The 17,606-nt window shown below is 64.4% G+C and carries 20 protein-coding genes; 16 read left to right on the top strand and 4 right to left on the bottom strand.

What is annotated here, in order from left to right; genetic code table 11:
* Nucleotides 1-595: 595 nt before the first annotated feature.
* Nucleotides 596-784 (bottom strand): hypothetical protein, encoded by a 189-nt coding sequence (locus NIBR502770_RS21400; RefSeq protein ID WP_246857235.1) that lies wholly within the window; start codon nucleotides 782-784, stop codon nucleotides 596-598.
* Nucleotides 785-984: 200 nt separating this feature from the next.
* On the opposite strand from NIBR502770_RS21400, the gene NIBR502770_RS21395 reads away from it, so the two are divergent.
* Entirely contained in the window at nucleotides 985-1,287 is a 303-nt protein-coding gene (locus NIBR502770_RS21395) for a hypothetical protein (RefSeq protein ID WP_246857234.1), read from the top strand.
* An 827-nt stretch (nucleotides 1,288-2,114) separates the two neighbouring features.
* Here NIBR502770_RS21395 and NIBR502770_RS21735 read toward each other — a convergent pair.
* Nucleotides 2,115-2,171, bottom strand: coding sequence for an SEC-C metal-binding domain-containing protein (locus NIBR502770_RS21735; protein ID WP_123256216.1), 57 nt, complete (start codon nucleotides 2,169-2,171; stop codon nucleotides 2,115-2,117).
* Between NIBR502770_RS21735 and NIBR502770_RS00395 the strand changes: the two genes are divergently transcribed.
* From NIBR502770_RS00395 to NIBR502770_RS00380, 4 genes are all read left to right on the top strand, one after another.
* Complete coding sequence (locus NIBR502770_RS00395; protein ID WP_141180648.1) at nucleotides 2,156-2,632, top strand: hypothetical protein; 477 nt, start codon at nucleotides 2,156-2,158, stop codon at nucleotides 2,630-2,632. The genes NIBR502770_RS21735 and NIBR502770_RS00395 overlap by 16 nt on opposite strands.
* Nucleotides 2,629-3,555, top strand: a complete 927-nt coding sequence (locus tag NIBR502770_RS00390) for a hypothetical protein (RefSeq protein ID WP_141180647.1) — start codon at nucleotides 2,629-2,631, stop codon at nucleotides 3,553-3,555. The genes NIBR502770_RS00395 and NIBR502770_RS00390 overlap by 4 nt, the downstream gene beginning before the upstream one ends.
* Before the next feature lie 70 nt (nucleotides 3,556-3,625).
* Nucleotides 3,626-4,252 carry a hypothetical protein gene (locus tag NIBR502770_RS00385; RefSeq protein ID WP_141180646.1) on the top strand — a complete coding sequence of 209 codons (627 nt, stop codon included), beginning with the start codon at nucleotides 3,626-3,628 and terminating at the stop codon, nucleotides 4,250-4,252.
* A 149-nt stretch (nucleotides 4,253-4,401) separates the two neighbouring features.
* On the top strand, nucleotides 4,402-4,857 hold the full coding sequence (locus NIBR502770_RS00380; RefSeq protein ID WP_141180645.1) for a hypothetical protein: 456 nt from the start codon (nucleotides 4,402-4,404) through the stop codon (nucleotides 4,855-4,857).
* A gap of 271 nt (nucleotides 4,858-5,128) precedes the next feature.
* On the opposite strand, the gene NIBR502770_RS00375 is transcribed toward NIBR502770_RS00380, so the two are convergent.
* Nucleotides 5,129-5,455, bottom strand: a complete 327-nt coding sequence (locus NIBR502770_RS00375) for a helix-turn-helix domain-containing protein (protein WP_141180644.1) — start codon at nucleotides 5,453-5,455, stop codon at nucleotides 5,129-5,131.
* Nucleotides 5,456-5,627: 172 nt separating this feature from the next.
* Between NIBR502770_RS00375 and NIBR502770_RS00370 the strand changes: the two genes are divergently transcribed.
* Genes NIBR502770_RS00370 through NIBR502770_RS00320 form a run of 11 tightly spaced genes read left to right on the top strand, consistent with a single transcriptional unit; the run spans nucleotide 5,628 to nucleotide 16,946 of the window.
* Nucleotides 5,628-6,659, top strand: a complete 1,032-nt coding sequence (locus NIBR502770_RS00370; RefSeq protein ID WP_141180655.1) for a CHAP domain-containing protein — start codon at nucleotides 5,628-5,630, stop codon at nucleotides 6,657-6,659.
* Nucleotides 6,656-7,174 (top strand): hypothetical protein, encoded by a 519-nt coding sequence (locus NIBR502770_RS00365; RefSeq protein ID WP_141180643.1) that lies wholly within the window; start codon nucleotides 6,656-6,658, stop codon nucleotides 7,172-7,174. The genes NIBR502770_RS00370 and NIBR502770_RS00365 overlap by 4 nt, the downstream gene beginning before the upstream one ends.
* Before the next feature lie 40 nt (nucleotides 7,175-7,214).
* Entirely contained in the window at nucleotides 7,215-8,657 is a 1,443-nt protein-coding gene (locus NIBR502770_RS00360) for a chromosome partitioning protein ParA (protein WP_141180642.1), read from the top strand.
* A 34-nt stretch (nucleotides 8,658-8,691) separates the two neighbouring features.
* The gene (locus NIBR502770_RS00355) at nucleotides 8,692-9,303 is read left to right on the top strand and encodes a DUF6668 family protein (protein WP_141180641.1); all 612 of its coding nucleotides are present in this window, start codon (nucleotides 8,692-8,694) and stop codon (nucleotides 9,301-9,303) included.
* An 11-nt stretch (nucleotides 9,304-9,314) separates the two neighbouring features.
* Nucleotides 9,315-9,584, top strand: coding sequence for a TrbC/VirB2 family protein (locus NIBR502770_RS00350; RefSeq protein WP_141180640.1), 270 nt, complete (start codon nucleotides 9,315-9,317; stop codon nucleotides 9,582-9,584).
* Nucleotides 9,585-9,609: 25 nt separating this feature from the next.
* Nucleotides 9,610-10,365: a hypothetical protein gene (locus NIBR502770_RS00345; RefSeq protein WP_141180639.1), complete on the top strand. Its 756-nt coding sequence runs from the start codon at nucleotides 9,610-9,612 to the stop codon at nucleotides 10,363-10,365.
* A 1-nt stretch (nucleotide 10,366) separates the two neighbouring features.
* Nucleotides 10,367-11,668 carry a hypothetical protein gene (locus tag NIBR502770_RS00340; RefSeq protein WP_141180638.1) on the top strand — a complete coding sequence of 434 codons (1,302 nt, stop codon included), beginning with the start codon at nucleotides 10,367-10,369 and terminating at the stop codon, nucleotides 11,666-11,668.
* On the top strand, nucleotides 11,655-13,163 hold the full coding sequence (locus tag NIBR502770_RS00335) for an SCO6880 family protein (RefSeq protein ID WP_141180637.1): 1,509 nt from the start codon (nucleotides 11,655-11,657) through the stop codon (nucleotides 13,161-13,163). Before NIBR502770_RS00340 ends, NIBR502770_RS00335 begins: the two co-directional genes overlap by 14 nt.
* On the top strand, nucleotides 13,163-14,755 hold the full coding sequence (locus NIBR502770_RS00330; RefSeq protein WP_246857232.1) for a helicase HerA domain-containing protein: 1,593 nt from the start codon (nucleotides 13,163-13,165) through the stop codon (nucleotides 14,753-14,755). The genes NIBR502770_RS00335 and NIBR502770_RS00330 overlap by 1 nt, the downstream gene beginning before the upstream one ends.
* Nucleotides 14,752-16,521 carry a type IV secretory system conjugative DNA transfer family protein gene (locus NIBR502770_RS00325; protein ID WP_141180636.1) on the top strand — a complete coding sequence of 590 codons (1,770 nt, stop codon included), beginning with the start codon at nucleotides 14,752-14,754 and terminating at the stop codon, nucleotides 16,519-16,521. The genes NIBR502770_RS00330 and NIBR502770_RS00325 overlap by 4 nt, the downstream gene beginning before the upstream one ends.
* Nucleotides 16,518-16,946, top strand: coding sequence for a DUF4913 domain-containing protein (locus tag NIBR502770_RS00320; RefSeq protein WP_141180635.1), 429 nt, complete (start codon nucleotides 16,518-16,520; stop codon nucleotides 16,944-16,946). Before NIBR502770_RS00325 ends, NIBR502770_RS00320 begins: the two co-directional genes overlap by 4 nt.
* Nucleotides 16,947-16,973: 27 nt before the next feature.
* On the opposite strand, the gene NIBR502770_RS00315 is transcribed toward NIBR502770_RS00320, so the two are convergent.
* Nucleotides 16,974-17,531, bottom strand: coding sequence for a TetR/AcrR family transcriptional regulator (locus NIBR502770_RS00315; RefSeq protein ID WP_141180634.1), 558 nt, complete (start codon nucleotides 17,529-17,531; stop codon nucleotides 16,974-16,976).
* Nucleotides 17,532-17,606 lie beyond the last annotated feature (75 nt).

The following is a 17,606-nucleotide window of genomic DNA, read 5'->3' as shown; positions in this document are numbered from 1 at the left end:
GGACGATTGCTGCTGTGGTGGGGAGAGGCGTCCGCGTTCAATGGATTCGTAGACGAGGGCAGCGACATCGCCAAGGGCGCGGAAAACGGGGCGAATGCCATGGATTTCCCGCTACGCCAAGAGAGGTCCCGTGCAAGTTGTTCAAAGTGATGGGGGAGCTGGATCAGGTAGACGTCGGCGTTGCGGCCGCGGGCATCGGAGACTTTGGTCAAGATGCCGTCTGAAGCTTGCTGAAGCATAGGGAGCAGTCTGGGAGACGGTTCCGTGGTGTTTGCCCAGTGCAGTAGCGAAGGTACGGCAGCCTACGTCCAGCAGATCGGTCTCCATGGTGCGCATGTAGCCGAGCACTGCCCGGAGCAGCAGGCGCAGGCTCAGGCCCTCGCGGCCGCGTTCTTTCAGTCGGTGGTCCAGAACCGCGTAGAGGACATTTTCCAGATCGTTCACAAGCTGGTGTGCACCAGCTTTGCTGGTAGTGCTTCCGCCCCCCCTGTGGGTTCTGGGGGGCTTGTGTCGTTAATACGGGTACTTCTTTTGCCTGTTGGCTGGTCTTGACGTTTTTGGATCCACCGGCAGGCCTCGGCCCATTCCGAGTCGATCAGGCGTTCCTGCCGGTCGGTGTTGGCGTAGAGGGCTGCGAGGCCGGGAACTGGCCGCCCAGCTCGAGGCGGACCTGAGCCAGGGTCCAGCCACAGGCTGCGAAGTGGTTCAGGACCGCCATGCGGGCCTCTGACGGGCTGGCGTACTTGGCCGTATCGTACAGGCCGGTACGGGCAAGCACGCGCAAGGGGGATTGGCTCCGACGAAGTAGGCGGGGCGGGTACCGTGCGCCGTAGCGGTGGCCGCCATTTTGGCCGTACGGTCCTTCAGTTCGCGGGCGCGCTGGAGCTCGGGCGCCAGAGCCCGCCGGAGCGCAGTAACAGCCCTGGAGTGATTACGACGGCGCAGGATGTCGTAGGCGCTAGCCAGGGGAGTGGTCAGGATCTGGTGACCACCGGACTTATGCGCGGAGCCCGGAACCCGGATACAGCCGTCGGTGACATTCTGGTGCGGACTCGGATCGAGACTCGGAGCCAGGAGAGTCATGGCTTCGACGAGTTCCCGGGCCTCCGGGCCGCTCACGCTTTCTGCGAGCGGGATATAGAGGTGACGTCCGCCGCTGGGGGAGAAGTCCTCGACGTAGCGGACACCGCAACTCTCAAAGAGTTCCCCGAGGCGTTTGGCGTCGTCATCGACGACGCCCTGCAGAGCCTTGGAGGTGTCCAGATCAAGGCAGAGCGTAGCCACTGAGCCGTCCGACGCGTGGATGAGGACGGCCGCCGGCCGTGTCGGCAACGTCGCCGTTATCCGGGGCGGGTTCTGCGGCCGCGGGTACTGGAAGCGACCGCCGATCCAACGTCCCAAGCGGTAAGTAGGGGCGCCGGCGATTAATGGGGCGAGTGCCCATGTCATATCGGGCGTGACTTGACGCGCTGATCGCGGTGCGTCAGTTGTTGACGGCGCAGCCGCTACAGGTACCATAGACAACAGCTAGTCCCTTCGGGGTATAGCAAATGGAGCGCCCCTCACGGGGAGCTTGGTAAGTTCAGATCGTCGTCCGGCAAGATTTCGGATCTGAACGGCATACTTTTTGAAGGCCCGCGAAAGCGGGCCTTCAGTCTTTAACTGGCCTTAGCGATAGGCAAAGCCTCCTGGCCAGTGAGGTGGTTTAGGTCGATCGTTTTGAGGTGAGCATGCACGAGCCTAGCGATGAGGTCACTTCGGCTTTCATTGGTTGCGTTCACGACGGCCGCCAGTTTCTCGGCGTCCGAGATGGGCAAACGCGCCGTGATTACGTGACGCTCACCCTTGCTTAGCTGTGGCATTTTCCCTCCCAGGACCGAAGTTACTTTCTATACACAACATGAATCAGATTCTATTAAGTGGGAAGGCGTGCGGCGTGTCGTCGGAGCCTGCCCTTAGGGCAGCAGCCAAGGCGGCTCTCATGCTGTTGTCCCTGGTGTAATGCTCCGAGTCCATCGGGGACTCCTTGTCCTGTGTGTCAGTACGTGTTTTCGGAAGCTTGGTAGGGTGGCTCCTTGCCAAGGCGCCGTCGGGCGCTGATTTCATAGTACACATTACTGAAATTTTTTCAGTGGATTACCGGAGCCGCAGGGACATGGAACAGTCCACACTGACCGCTGACGTCATCGAGACGCTGAACCTTCCCGCGTACCCGGACCTGGGCGACCTAGTGACTGCGGTCGAAGAAAAATACGGCAAACGTCTGGTCTTCGAGGAAGGCACAGTGGACAGCCTCGGCGAAGGTGTCACCGGGCAGTGGATCGATACTCCCAGCCATGGCATCGTCCGTTATCTGCGGGGTGCCAAGGCTTGGAGTGTTCACGTCGTGCTGCATGAACTGAGCCACATTCTGTTGGGCCATAAGGGGAAGCCTCTCGACGGACTTATCGCGGGGTCTTTCTTCTCCGGTATTGGCAAGCGAAACGGTGTCAGCTGGATGTGCCGTACAGTGGACGTTCCCCTGGACGAGGCGGAAGCTGCCGCCGAAAATTTGGCCTATGGTTTGGCCCGGGTTCTGCATGCCACGCCCGTGAAGGCGGCCACGAAGGCCGAACGAGTGTTTGGCCTATGATCGCCGCTGCTTTCTGGATCCTGGCAACAGTATTTGCCTTTCGCCTATATTTCGTCGCTCGCTGGGGGTCCTCAACGGCGTTTGTTGGTGCGATCGGCATCGGTGTCCTCGGCCTCTTTTTTACAGGTGTCGTCGTCCCCGAAGAATCCATTGATGGTGCCCTTGGCGGCATCAACTTTCTGCACCTCGTTCGCAATTTGTGTGTCACAAGCGCCGTCTGGCTAGTGCGAGAGGGAATCTTCGCTGCCTACTCTCCGGATGAGAGCTACCGCTCACGCTTCAGCCACCGACCCGTTGCAGCCGGCCTTGGGGCGCTTGCGATCACCATTCCGTTCCTGTTCCAGGAGTTCGTTCCGACGACTCTTAGCTACGTGCCGGAAAATGTCCAGCAGCTGCCCGTCTTCCTCTACGCCAGCGTCTACATGGGCATTTTGGCGTTGTTGGCCGTTTCCGTCCTTCGAATTTGCCTCCAGCCGCAGGAAAGCCTGCCCGTCCGCGTGAGTTCCCGGGTTGTTGCAGCCGGCATGGCTCTGGTCGCACTCGCGTCGGTCGAAGAGATCGCCTACATGACCGTCATGCACACCGATGTGGGCGGCTCGGCTCTCCACCAGGTTCTATACGTCCTGTTCAATCCGTTGTTCTACGGCGGCGTTCTGCTGACTTCTCTCGGGCTGGGCATCCCGCCGGTGGTTAAGGTGTGGCGCCGCCTGCAGCTTTGGGACCGGGCCGCCTTGGTCTTTCTTACGGCCACGCTGGGCAGAGCATACTGGGGACTCTCCCGTGCGGCTTGGATGCGGGCCATTGTGACCAGCTTCTATGCGAAGCACCCCTCCGTCCGCCTGTACGAGTTCGTTATTCGCTCCAGCGATCACAAGGTCGCTCTCTCGGGCGATCCACACCCATGCTTGCCGGCCGTGTCCTAGACGCAGTCCAAGCCCGATTTGATGGCGGCGTCGGTTCTCTGGAATCTGTGCTGCCGGTAAAGGCACCTCAGTGACAGCAGAAACCGCGACCCTTACCACCGCAGAGAGATCCTCCACAGCAATTGGGCGTGTGGCTCGGTCCGCAACCGAGATTGCGCAGCCGCCCCTGGTGTTGTCCCTCCTGCTGATTTTGGCTTCTCTGCTGAGTAACCAGTGGATGGTCTCTATTTGGTCGGGCATTATCGCTGCCCTTTTCATCTGCCTGGTGCCATTTACAGTCGTACTGTTGCTTGCCAAGAAGGGCCAGTTGACGGACCACCATGTTGGAGACAAGAAACAACGCCGCCCGGTCATGCTCTGGACCTTGGGCTCGTCGCTGCTTGGCTGCGCAATTCTCTCGATCATGGGCGCGCCCCAGCCAGTCTGGGGGCTGATTGGCGGGATTCTCTGTGGGATCGTGGCGCTAATTCTGGTCAGTCCGATCTGGAAGATATCGGGCCATGCAATGACGTTGGGCGGCGCGACCGTGTCAGCTGTACTGATGTTCGGCTGGCTGGGGCTTCCGTTCGTTGTGGCGGCCCCGCTTGTCTGCTGGTCCAGGGTTTATCTCCGGGACCACTCAGCTCCTCAGGTCATTGCCGGGTTCATAACCGGCGTAGTCGCATTCGGAGCCTCATATACTCTCATTGTCGGCTGATCTTTCACGTGGCATCCACGAAGCCGCCAGGTCTGACAAGTGGCCTCAACGATGACGGAATTAAAAAGGAGGGCTGTGACTTCGCTACCACTGGCAGAGCGCTGCCCCCGGGATGTGGCCGCCCTCGCTGGCCGGGAGCAGGATCACGCGTGAATTCGAACGACAACCCCATAGATCCTCGCAGCGACAAAGAGGTTCTCGCATCGAAAATCCAGCTTCTTCTGGACATCGTTCATGCCAAGGACGCCGACAGTTTCACGTACGAAGATGTTCGACAGGGACTGGCAGAGCAGGGGCTCACGCTCACAAAAACGCGCTGGCACCGGCTGCTGGCCGGCTCTCCCGATAACCGCTGGGATCCGGAGCTACTGAAGGCACTGGCGTACTTTTTTGACGTTGACGAGAACTACCTGCTTCAGCGCAGCGGTCCCATCCCGGAGCGGGTGGAGGCCGAACTCAGGCTGATAGAGGCTTACCGCATTGCCGAGGTAGAGCACTTCGCCGCGCGAGTTCTGGGGGAAGTGAACGTGGATGCCCTTCGTGCGGTGACAGAAGCTCTCCGAAACCTTCCGCCCAGGCCCGAGAAAAAAAGGCCGCCCAACTGAAAAATTTTCACTACTGAATTTTTTTCAGTAGACTCGGGGGCATGACATGCTCCAGGCATCCACTACGGCCTGACCATGCACAGTGAGTGGCATCAAAGGTGTGGCCCCTACGACAGGTTTGGGGGGTAGTAGGGGCTACACCCCCGCAGCGTGCGCACCTCAGATGTGCACTCAAGCCGCCGCCCCCGAATGCTCAACTCCCGATACTCCCGCCTTTGATCCAAGAAATCTCCGCACTGGCTTCATTCTCGGGCGCTGCGATATTCGGCGCCTATTCTCCCGACAAATAGCTCATGTAGACGAGGCCGCACTCCCGCAACCTGCCCAGGTCTATGGAGTAGTGAATGCGCTGCCCGCTGCGGACACCGACTTCGCCCGCAGCGGAGACCAACCCTTCGGCCTCAAGCGTCTTGATATGCGCGTAGACCTGCCGGTAGTCCACCCCAATGCGTTTGGCGATGTTTCCCGTCGTGTCGCCGTCAAGATGCTGGGCCAGGTCCCTGATAACGGCCGCCCGCAGGGTGTTGGCGTTGAACACACTCAAAGCCCTTGCAGCCTCTTGCGGCTGTCCGGGGAGTGGCTTGTAGATGCGGGGCATTCGTCAATTCTCACCCACCGCCGCGCCCTCAAGAAGTACCAACATATTTTTGGTGATGCTAGCATCACTTTAAAGATGATGTTTTTGATTGCAGGTGCCGCCAGGACAGCCGAGAGGGGGAACTACAGTGAAGACAAAAGGACTTCTGATCGGCACTGCGGTTATTGTGCCGATGCTCTTCCTGGGTTTGATCCTGTCGATCGTCCTGCTCTTCGGGCCGGCACCGGCGTCGGCTGACTGCGGTCCGGCCGTTTCCGTCGTCATCGACGGCAACACCAAGGTTGAGGGCTACACCCAGGAACAGCTCAAGAATGCCGCAGCCATCATGGGCACAGGCAAAGCACTGGACTTGTCGGTAAACGGGCAGGTGATCAGCGTCATGGTGGCCCTCGGGGAGTCGGGGTTGCGGGTCCTGGATACCGGCGACGGCGCCGGTCCGGATTCCCGGGGGTTGTTCCAGCAGCGCGACAACGGCGCGTGGGGTTCCTACGCAGACCGCATGGACCCCACCAGGAGCGCAACGAGCTTCATCAACGCCCTGCAGGGCGTGGCCGGCTGGGAGCTGTTGGAACCGACCATTGCCGGCAACAGGGTCCAGCGCAACGCCGATCCCTACCACTACCAGAAGTACTGGCCCGAAGCCGTCAAACTCGTCCAGGCTCTCTCGAACTCAAAGTTCTCCCTGCAAGGCAGCGGCTGCGCCGTCCCCGGACAGTCCGGCGTGGGGAATGACTACCCGTGGAAGAACTCCCCGACGTGGTTGCAGGTCGGCGCAAACGCGTCCAGTACCTCGCCTCTCGGCATGTATTACCGCGAGTGCGTGGACTTCGCCCTGTGGCGGGTGAACCAGCAGATGGGCTCGACCGGCGCACCGTTCAAGTTCCTCAACGGCACCTTCCGCCCGGACGGACAGGGCCTCGGCTCGGCCCTGACCTGGAAGGCCGGCTGGGACGCCAAGGGCTGGGCCTCCGGCAGCACACCCCGGGTCGGCGCCGTCGTCTGGTACGCGCCCGGCGCCGGGGGAGCGGACCCGAACTTCGGCCACGTCGCGGTGGTCAAGGAGGTCAGAGACAACGGGACCTACGTCGAAGAGGGCTACAACGGCAACCCGGCCCCGGCGGACCACAGCTACTACACCCGGACAGTGACCAACACTGTCCCCTCCGCTTTCCTGTACCTGCCCACCCAAGAGGAGAAAAAGTGAAAAAGCCCCTGACCCTGCTCGCCGTGGCGCTGCTCTGCGTGTCCTGCGCACCGGCAGGCAACACCACGGCAGCGCCGTCGGCATCAGCGGCCGCCAGCCCCACCTCATCCGCGCCGGTCTCCCTGAGCGCCAACAGCGGACCCCAGGCACCGGGCGGCACGATCCCCGCCACCATCGGCATCAGCTGGGATCAGGCCAGCAAGGACGAGGCCATGGACGTCGCAGAGAACGCCATGTCGGATTTCGCCCGTCCCACGGTGGAGGACAAGCAGTGGGCTAACGATCTGGCCCGCTGGCTGACCCCGCAGGCCACCGCCGACTACTCGGCAGTTGACCCGGCCAACATCCCCGCATCCCGCGTCACCGGTGCCGCCACCCTCAGCGTCGATGAAACCAACGGCTTCGGCGTCATGGCAGCGGTCCCCACCAACGCCGGGACCTACACGGTGCAGCTGCTCCGCACCGGCAAGGACGCCCCGTGGAAGGTCAACCGCCTCACCCCGCCCGCCTCCTAAACGCCGCACCCTCCATCCCACACACGTAAGGAAGAAGCTCATGGGCACTACACCAACGCAAGTTATGGCCTTTCCCAACATCCGTGCCATTGTCCGGGACAACGGCACCGCCGAGGTCGTCGTCGCGGGCAACTCCCGCATCGTTCCTGCCGGAGACTCCGTGCAGGAACTCCGCAACAACGCCCTGGCCCTCATCGTGGGCGAAGCGCAGACCCTCCAGCGCCCCGTCCGGGTCCGCATCGAGGACCCCGAAGGACACGGCGAACTCATCGTCCACCCGGACAACAAGATCGAATCCGTCTCCTACGAGCCCGCTCCGGCCCGCCGCCGGGCAGAAGCCCCCGAAACCACACCCACGACCGCAGCGCCGGCCGTCATTGATACCGTCCCCGCACCCGCACCGGAGCCCGCGGCGGCTCCTGCCACTGCCACTGCAGCATCGGTGGACGCCCGAACGTGGCCGCCTGCCCCCGCGACGGCCACCCCGGAACCGCAGACAGCTGCCGCTGTTGAGGAAGCCGCGCCGACCCGGCGCAGCCTGAAGGCAACCTCGTTCCTGGTCAGCGCCCCGGTACTGGAACCTGCCACCCAGGGCTGGCGTGGAACACTCACACGCCTGGGACTGCGGATGGATCCCTCCGAGGAAGAACTCAGCGAACGCGAGGATGTCCGGATGGTCAGCCAGCACTGGCCCGGCCCCCGGACCATCGCCGTGGTCAACCGCAAGGGCGGGGCGAACAAGACCCCCACCGTGGTGATGCTTTCGGCCGTCCTTGCCCGATACAGCGGCGCGGCCACGGTCGCGTGGGACAACAACGAGTCCCAGGGCACCCTGGGCTGGCGGACGGAAAAGGGCGCCCACGACCGGAGCGTCCTGGACTTGATCGATGCCTCCACCGACCTGCTCTCCCCGTCCACGAACGCGGCCGAAATCGCCAAGTTCGTCCACCACCAGACCGCGGACAAGTTCGATGTCCTGCGCTCGGACGAAAACGAGGAAGGCGACCACGAAGTCACCGCCGAGGAAGTCGACATCGCACATCAGGTGCTCACCCGCTATTACCGGCTCGTGGTGATGGATTCGGGCAACACGGCCCGGGCCGCGAACTGGCGTCGGATGATCGACCACACCAACCAGCTCGTCGTCCCGGTCACCGCCATCGAGGACCGCGCAGAAGCCGCACGGCTGACGCTGCAGACCCTGGAATCCCGCGGCGGGCACGACGCAGAGCTGGCCCGGGGCGCCGTTGTCATCGTCTCCGAATCCACCGACGCCAAGCGCAGCATGAGCGGCGAGGCCCTGAAGCGGGCCAAGGACGAGGCCCAGCGGATCGCTGACGGCTTCGCCCCGTTCGTCCGCGCGGTCGTCAGGATTCCCTACGATCCGGCCCTGGTCAACGGACCCATCCGATACGAAGCCCTCCAGCCCGCCACCCAGCGGGCATGGCTCGCGGCCGCGGCCGCCGTCGCCGCCGGCTTCTGAACCACCCACCACCGGACTCTGAAAGGAGGCAAGCATGCAACAGTCCCTAAACCCCTGGATCACCCACCCGGCCCTAGCCGACGGCGCAGACACCGCAGCCCCGGAAGCTCACGTGCCGCCGGCGGCGGTGATCAGTGAACCGCTCAGGGGAATAGTCGAACCCGACGCCGCAGACCGGCTCGGCCGCCGCACCGTCGCGGGCTCCGCAGCACTGTGGGTCACCGGGGCCCACGGTGGATCCGGCGAAAGCCGCATCGCTGACCTGATCGGCGGGGCACGGGCGACCGGTCACTGCTGGCCTGTCCTCCAGGATGGCAGTAGGCCCCGGGTGCTGCTGGTCTGCCGTGCAGACATGCGGGGCCTGACAGCGGCCCGGAGCGCCCTGACCCAGTGGGCATCAGGCGCGGCACCGGAAATCGATCTGCTCGGCCTCGCCGTTCTGGCGGACGCACCGGGGAAGATGCCCAAACCCTTGCGGGACTTCGCCGCCATCGTCTGCGGAGGAGCCCCCCGGTCCTGGACCCTGCCATGGGTTGAAGCCTGGAGACACGGGGAATCCACGTCCCCACCGCCGGCCCGCGAGTACCAACGCTTCATCACTGATTTAGCCACCCTGGCTACCGACACACCCAGCACCACCAACTGAAAGGTCTCACCATGAACTCCTTCTCCGTACTTGCAACAAGCGTCATTCCGAACCCGACGCCCACCGTTCCGGAACAGGCCAAAGGTCTGTTGACCGTCCTGAACTGGGCCTCCGGCATCGGCCTGGTCCTGGGCGTCCTGGGCGTCATCATCGTGGGCATCGGCATGGTCATCCAGCTCCGCCGCGGCGAAGGTGGCGAGTCCATCGGCAAGCTCGGCTGGGTCCTGGCCGGCTGCATCATCATCACCGGAGCCTCCGGCATCGTCCGCGCCTTCGTCTAAACCCCGACTACCGGAGAGGTTCATCATGAGCGAATCCACCGAAAGCAGTACCGAACGCAGCCCGTTCACCAAGCCCGGATTCATCATCTCGGCCGCCCTGGTTATCGCACTGATCGCCGCCGTCATCGTGATCTTCTTCCTCCCCAAGGGAGACAGCACCGCCCAGCCCGCCCCCGCCCCATCGTCTGCCGGCTCCTCCTCGGCGCCATCGAAGTCAGCAGGCACGGCTGGAAAGAGCATCTGCGGGCTGCCCTCAAGCACGGAGACAGCCCTGGGAACCGCACCGAAGTCCAAGTGGGAACTCGTTGGGAAGATGGCGGCACCTACCGATCCCAAAACGTTCGGGCCGGGACTGACGGACGGGGACGGGTTCCGGTCATGCTTCGCCCAGAGCCCCACGGGAGCCCTCTTCGCGGCAGCCAACGTTATCGCCCTTGGATCGTCCACAACTCTGGACAAAGTCAAACTCGTCGAAAACTTCGTGGTCCCCGGCAGTGGTCGGGACGCTGCCATTGCAGACACCAAGGCCAAGGCCTCGGCGACCAGCTCCAGCGGGGGAGCCCCGCAATTCCAAGGCTTCCTTATCAAGTCCTTCACTCCGGCAGAAGCCGACGTGGATGTCGCCTTCCAACTTGCGACCGGTCAATACGCCCACACGGTCCTGTCACTTCGGTGGGTTGATGGTGACTGGAAGGTCAAAGCAGCCGACGACGGACAAATCTTTAATGCCGTCGCCCAGCTCAGTGATCTGAGCGGATTCATCCTCTGGACCGGAGTCTGACATGGCCGAGTGCGAGATTTGGAACCTTGATTGTGTATCGAAAAGCGCGGTTTCCGGCGTAATCGATGACGCTATAGGCAATCTAGCGAAAGCCATCATGGAGGGCATGAGCCAGATGGTGACAACGCTCTCCACCTTCTGGGTGAGCATGCCCACGGCCAATCTCGCATCCCAGGATGGGGTCACCGCCAGTCCTGTGGTCGGTTTCGTGAATTCGCAGCTGGGCTACTGGACGCTGGCGCTGGCGGTTTTGTCGGTCATTCTCGGTGGAACCCGGATGATTTGGGAGCAGCGCGGGGCACCGTTGAAAGACCTGCTGCGGTCCCTGCTGACCCTCACGCTGGTGTCCGGGCTAGGGCTGGCGGTGATCTCCATTCTGGTGATCGCGGCCGACGCGTTCTCGGCCTCGATCATTGACCGGGCAACGGACGGCAAGGGCTTCGCCCACGCGATGGCCATCCTGGTGATGACAAACCAGACCGGCGTCGGGGTCTTCATTCTGATCATCCTGGGCCTGGTGGGTTTGCTTGCCTCGCTGGTGCAGATCGTTCTCATGATCGTCCGCGGCGGAATGCTCGTCATCCTGGCCGGCATCCTCCCGACCACGGCTGCGTTCACCAACACCGAGATGGGACGCCAGTGGTTCCAGAAAGCCATCGGCTGGACCATCGCGTTCATTCTCTACAAGCCCGCCGCAGCCATCGTCTACGCCGTGGCCTTCAAGCTCATGGGATCCTCGGGCGGCAACGTCCTGCTGGGATCCATTACCGGCTTCGCCCTCATGATTGTCGCGCTGCTGGCACTGCCGGCATTGATGCGCTTCGTCACCCCGATGGTCGGAGCTGTCGCTTCCGGTTCCGGCGGGGGAGCAGGAGCGGCGGTGGGGGCCATGGCTACCGGCGCTGTGTCGATGGGCCGCTCCGGCAGTGGACGCGGCAACGCATCGCCCACACCGGCCAGCCAACCCGGCCAGAGCGCCAGCGCACAGGGCAGCAAGGGCGCCGGCGGCAGTAACGGCGGCAACGGCAAACCCACCCCTGGCTCAACTGGCCCCGGAGGGGCGCCCGGTAAGGGCACCACCGGAAGCGCCGCTACCGCCGGGGCAGGCACCTCCGGCTCGGTTGCAGGAGCCGGCGCAGGTTCCGCCGGTGCCGGCGCCGGCGCCGCGTCGGGAGCGGCGAAAGCCGCCGGCCCGGCCGGTATCGCCGTCGCCGCAGGAGCACAAGCAGCGTCAAAGGCCTCTCAGGCCGCACAACAAACCGCGCAGGATTCAACCGGGGAGGGCCCCAGTGGCAGCAATTAATACCGAATATAAGGAACCGTCCTACGGCAACTGGCGCGTTCCCCGCTCCGCAGGGCTGGGAAGCCTGGGCGCGATCGGCACCGGCATCGTCATGACCGGTCTGTTGGCCGGCATCATCACCTTCGCCATCTGGGGCCTGCTGCCGGGCATGAGTGTCCTCGCCGTCTCGGGCTTGCTCGTGCTGCTGCTGACGGTCAAGGACAAGCACGGACAGTCCATCGTGGACCGGTTCGCGACGCGCATGAACTTCCGTCTCGCCCGTTCCGGCGGGACCAACCTTTACCGTTCCGGCCCGCTCGGGGTCACCGAGTGGGGCATGTTCCAGCTTCCCGGCCTTGCCGCGAAGTCCCGGCTGTACGAGTTCAACGACTCCTACAACCGCCCGTTCGCCATGCTTCACGTCCCCACCACGAACCACTTCACCGTGGTCTTTTCCACCGAACCAGATGGTGCGTCCCTGGTGGATCCGGAGCAGGTCGACGCGTGGGTTGCGAACTGGGGCGGCTGGATCGCCGGGCTCGGGGATGAGGCCGGTTTGGAGGCCGCGGCCGTGACCGTGGAGACCGCACCGGATTCCGGTTACCGGCTGCGCAACGAAGTCGAAATGAACATTCATGCCGATGCCCCGGAGACCGCGAAGGCGATCCTCCGCGAGGTTGTCCGCACCTACCCGGAAGGCTCGGCCACCGTCCGGGCCTGGGTGTCCCTGACCTTTACCGCCGCGCTGCGCTCCGGGTCCCGGAAGCGCGAACCCGAAGATGTCGCCCGGGACCTGGCATCCCGCATCCCCGGGCTCGGTGCCCGGTTGCAGGCGACCGGCGCCGGCATTGCCCGGCCGATGTCCGCGCAGGAACTCTGCGAGGTCGTCCGGATCGCTTACGACCCGCCCGCGGCGTTGATCATTGATGAAGCCCACGCCGCCGGATCCCCGGTCGCCCTCACGTGGGGCGAAGTCGGCCCCTCTGCGGCGCAGGCGAGCTGGGATGACTACCGGCACGACGGCGCGTTCTCTGCCTCCTGGACCATGACCGGCGCCCCGCGCGGGTCGGTAAATTCCTCGGTTCTCTCCCGGCTGCTGGCCCCGCACGGGGACATCGACCGCAAGCGCGTTTCCCTGCTGTACCGTCCGATGGATTCGGCCCGGGCCGCAGCCGTGGTCGAGCGGGACCAGAACAACGCGAACGTCCGCATCACCTCCGGAGGCCGACCGTCCGCCCGCGCGCTGGTCGACGCCCGCTCCGCTGCACAAACCGCCCAGGAGGAAGCCCAAGGTGCCGGTCTGGTGAACTTTGGCATGGTCGTCACCGCCACCGTCACCGACCCTGCCCGGCTCCCCGATGCGGTCGCCGCCGTGGAACAGACCTCCGGCACCGCCCGGGTGCTGCTGCGCCGTGCCTACGGTTCCCAGGACACCGCGTTCGCCGCGTCCCTGCCGCTCGGACTGGTCCTGCCCAAGCACATCCTGCTGCCCACCGAAATCAGAGAGGCCCTGTAATGCAGAAGCTCTTTCGAGGGAAGAAGAAGAAGAATCCGCTCCTTGATGGTGTGGAATCCGAAGCCCGCGACGGCCGCGCGTCCACGGCTCGTCCGGCCCGGGTGCGTGTCCCCGGCTCCCGTGGCTGGGGCGGACGCGGGGGAGGGGCTGCGGCCCTGGTCCCGGCGGTGCGTGAATACCGTGGGACCACGGTGCAGGTCTGCGGGCTGTGGCCATTTTCCTCGGGCACGTCCTCGCCCATGATCGGCGTCCCGCTGGGCCGGCACGAGGAAACCCAGGCCACAGTCTGCTGTGACCCGATCAGCTGGTTCCAGCGCGCCCACCTGATTTCCAACCCCTCCGCGTTCATCCTCGGCAAACCCGGCCTGGGCAAATCCACGCTCGTGCGCCGCATGATGCTAGGCCTCTCCGGCCAGGGCGTCCACCCGCTCGTGCTCGGGGACCTCAAGGGCGAACACGTGGACGCCATTAGCGCCGTCGGCGGGCAGGTCATCGAACTCGGCCGCGGCCGCGGCTACCTGAACATCCTCGACCCGGGACAGGCCATTGAGGTCGCCCAACTCCTCGAGGAGCGCGGACACCACGAAGCGGCCGTCCGGGTCCGGGCCGATGCCCACGGCCGGCGCCTGAACATGGTCGTTTCCCTCATCACGATCAGCCGGAACAACCCGCCCACCGATCAGGAACAGACCATTTTGGACCGCGCCCTGCGCGTCCTCGATGACTCCTTCGACGGTGTCCCGGTCCTGAAAGATCTCCTCGACGTCATCACCGCCGCCCCGGACGAGCTGCGCCAGGTCGCGCTGGACCGCGGGGACATGACCGTCTATCTGCAGGAAACCCGTGCACTGGAAGCAACCTTGCTCGGGCTGACCGGCGGCGGGAAACTCGGGGAAATCTTCTCCCGGCACACCACGAACCCGATGCGGCGCGACCGGGCCGTCGTCTTTGACGTCTCCAGCATCGATGAGACAGAAACGGACCTGCAGGCCGCAGTGCTGCTGGCCTGCTGGTCCTACGGCTTCGGCACCGTCAACGTCGCCAACGCCCTCGCCGACGCCGGGCTGGAACCGCGGCGGAACTACTTCGTCGTCCTGGACGAGCTCTGGCGGGCACTGCGCGCCGGCAAGGGCATGGTGGACCGGGTGGACGCCCTGACCCGCCTCAACCGCTCAGTCGGCGTCGGCCAAGTCATGATTTCCCACACCATGTCCGACCTGCTCGCGCTCCCGGCAGAAGAGGACCGGATGAAGGCCCGCGGCTTCGTCGAACGCTCCGGCATGGTCATCTGCGGCGGGCTTCCCGCCTCCGAAATGCCGCTGCTGACCGCAGCGATCCCACTCTCACGGCAGGAACAGCAAAAGCTCATCTCCTGGCAGGACCCGCCCGCATGGGACTCCCGCGGCGGCGACGTCGAACCTCCCGGACGCGGGAAATTCCTCATCAAGGTCGGCGGCCGCCCCGGCATCCCCGTCCAGATCGGCCTCACGTCCATCGAAGCCTCCCTGAACGACACCAACAAGCGCTGGCACGCTCCGGCAGAATCCCTGCTGGAAGCCACCGCTCCGGTCCAGGAAGAGGGTGCAGCATGAGTGCCCCGAACCGTAAAGGCACAGGGCTCGGCGACGCGTTGGGGATCTGGCTGGCCATCGGCGCAGCTGTCGTCATTGGGGGCGGCAGCTGGGTCTCGGCACATCTCGGATCCTGGATGGCCGGCCTTGCCTCGCCCCCGGCCCACCCGATTGATCTGGTGGCAGGCCTGGCCAAGGGCCGGGTGCCCTGGCCCGTCCAGTCCACCATCGTCGCCTGCGTGCTCCTCGGAGTATTGATTTCCCTGACAGTGACAGTGCTGGTGGTCCGCTCCCGAACAGCGCACAAGCGCACCCGGGTGGATAAGGCCGCCGTCCACATGGGCCGCGGGAAAGACCTCGATCATCTGGGCACCAAGGGGGCCACGGCCACCGCTGTGCGTCTCGGCGTGGAGAACTCCACCGGAGTGCGGCTTGGCCGCAGCGTTGCCGGGAAGCGCCCGCTGTGGGCGTCCTGGGAGGACATGCTGATCCTCATCGCCGGTCCCCGAACGATGAAGACCACCTCCTACGCCGTCCCGGCAATCCTGGATGCACCCGGCGCGGTGATTGCCACCTCGAACAAGCGCGACATCGTGGACGTCACCCGCCCGATCCGGACTGAAGCCGGCGCTGTGTGGGTCTTTGACCCGCAGGCCGTCGCGGAAGAGGAACCCACCTGGTGGTGGAACCCGCTCTCCTACGTGAAGAACGAAGCCACGGCCGGGAACCTGGCACAGCACTTCGCCAACGGCTCCCGTGAACCCGGGACCAAACCCGATGCCTACTTCGACCCGGCAGGGCAGAACCTGCTCAAAGCCTTCCTGCTCGCCGCCTCACTCGACTCCGCCCCGGTCACACAGGTCTACACCTGGCTGACCCGCCCGCACGACGACGCCCCCGCAGAACTGCTGAGGACCGCAGGGTATGACCTGCTCTCGGACATGGTGATAGGCCACATCCGCGAACCGGAAAAGCAGCGGGCCGGCGTCTACGGCACCGCCCGGCAAATGGTTTCCTGCCTGACCGACCGCGAGGTCAGCCAATGGGTCACGCCCCTGCGCGACACGACAGTGGACACCGACCCGCGGCCGCAGTTCGTCCCCGAGGACTTCGTGCGAGGCAACGGCACCCTCTACAGCCTCTCCCGCGAAGGCGTCGGCACCGCCGGCCCCCTCGTCACCGCCCTGACCGTCGCCGTCGTGGAAGCGGCCGAAAAGTACGCCACCTCCCAGCCCGGCGGCCGGCTCGCAACACCGCTGCTCGGCATCCTCGATGAGGCAGCGAACGTCTGCCGCTGGAAGGCACTGCCGGACCAGTACAGCCACTACGGCTCCCGCGGGATCATCCTCATGACCATCCTGCAGTCCTGGTCCCAGGGCGTGGAGGTCTGGTCCCTGGAAGGCATGCGGAAACTCTGGTCCGCGTCGAACGTGAAAATCTACGGCGGCGGCGTCTCCGAAGTCGGCTACCTCGATGAACTCTCCCGCCTCATCGGCCAATACAGCTACATCAACGTCTCCCGCAGCCACAGCAAAACCGGATCCTCCTCCTCCCGGCAGGAAAACAAAGACGAGATCCTCTCCGTCGCCGACCTGACAGCACTGCCCAGGTTCCGGGCCATCCTGCTCACCTCCGGCGCCCCGGCCACCATGATCGAAACCATCCCATGGATGAACGGCCCCCACGCCCAGAAAGTCAAAGACTCCCTCGCCACTGAAGTGAACGTCGATGGTGAACCCGTGACCGTTGCGGCACACAATCCCTGGACGGACGGGGACACCGCATGAGCGAGGAGTTCGGCGACGCGTTCGGCGACGAAGAGGCCCAGTCCGCAAGCAGCGGCCACAGCCATGCCGAATCCGAAGCGGAGCTCGTCTACTCCAGTGCAGTGGAGTTCTTCGCCGAGCTACTGGCCCAGTCCTACGTCCGGGAAGTCAACGAAGGCGCAACGTTCGCCTGGTGCCCCGAATGGTACAAACACCCCGAAGCCCTGATCCGCATGGAGGCAATCTGGCGGGCCTGGGAACACCTACGGCTGGAGCCGGCCCTCGGGGTCAGCACCTGGTGGCTGAACCACGCCGACCCCCACATGCGCATCCTCATGGACACAGAAGGACCGTTCAAGAAATGCGCCTACGACGGGCACAAGCCTCTCGCAGCGGAGAAGGCAGCACTGCCCCACGTCATACCCGAAGCAGGGATCTTCGACTGACCGCCCCAGGGGGATCCGTCTTCCGACTCAGGGTCTCGTTCGTAGGCTGTCGAGCGTGAGTTGGACGAGGCGGGTTACGGCTGCTTTCGACGGCGATTCGGCGGCTGCCGCGAGGGCGTGAAGGCAGTAGCTGGCCAGTTCCTGTGGGGCCATGTCGTCGCGGATGGCGCCGGCTTCGGCGGCGCGACGCAGCACGTCCTGGATGAAGGTATCTTGACGTTGCCGTGCGCCATCGTGGTGCATGATCGTGGCCAGGGCCGAGTCGTGGTGCTCGTAGGTCATCATGGCGTGGATGTGCAGGACTGTCTCCAGCTGATGGGCCGCGTCGCCTCCCGCGTGCGTGGCCGCGGCGAGATGTTCGAGGTGGCCGGCGAGCTGGCGATCGTGCTGGGCGAGAAGTATGGCTTCGACGTTGGGGAAGTACTTGTAGAGGGTCGCGCGTCCGATACCGACCGCCTGGGCGATCTGCGACATGGTTACCGACAGCAGCCCATGCTCGGACACCAGGGCTGTCGTGGCGTCCAGGATTGCATCACGCACCGCACCGCGGTGCGCGTCGATTGTTTCGTTCCACAGCTTTGGCACCAACCCAGTATACGAGACGACGATGTCAGGACACTTTGTCTTGATCAATACAGGTTGTATCGATAATGTAGTGCC

Source organism: Pseudarthrobacter sp. NIBRBAC000502770, from assembly GCF_006517815.1.
Taxonomy (GTDB): domain Bacteria; phylum Actinomycetota; class Actinomycetes; order Actinomycetales; family Micrococcaceae; genus Arthrobacter; species Arthrobacter niigatensis.
This window is presented reverse-complemented; position numbering and strand designations above follow the sequence as displayed.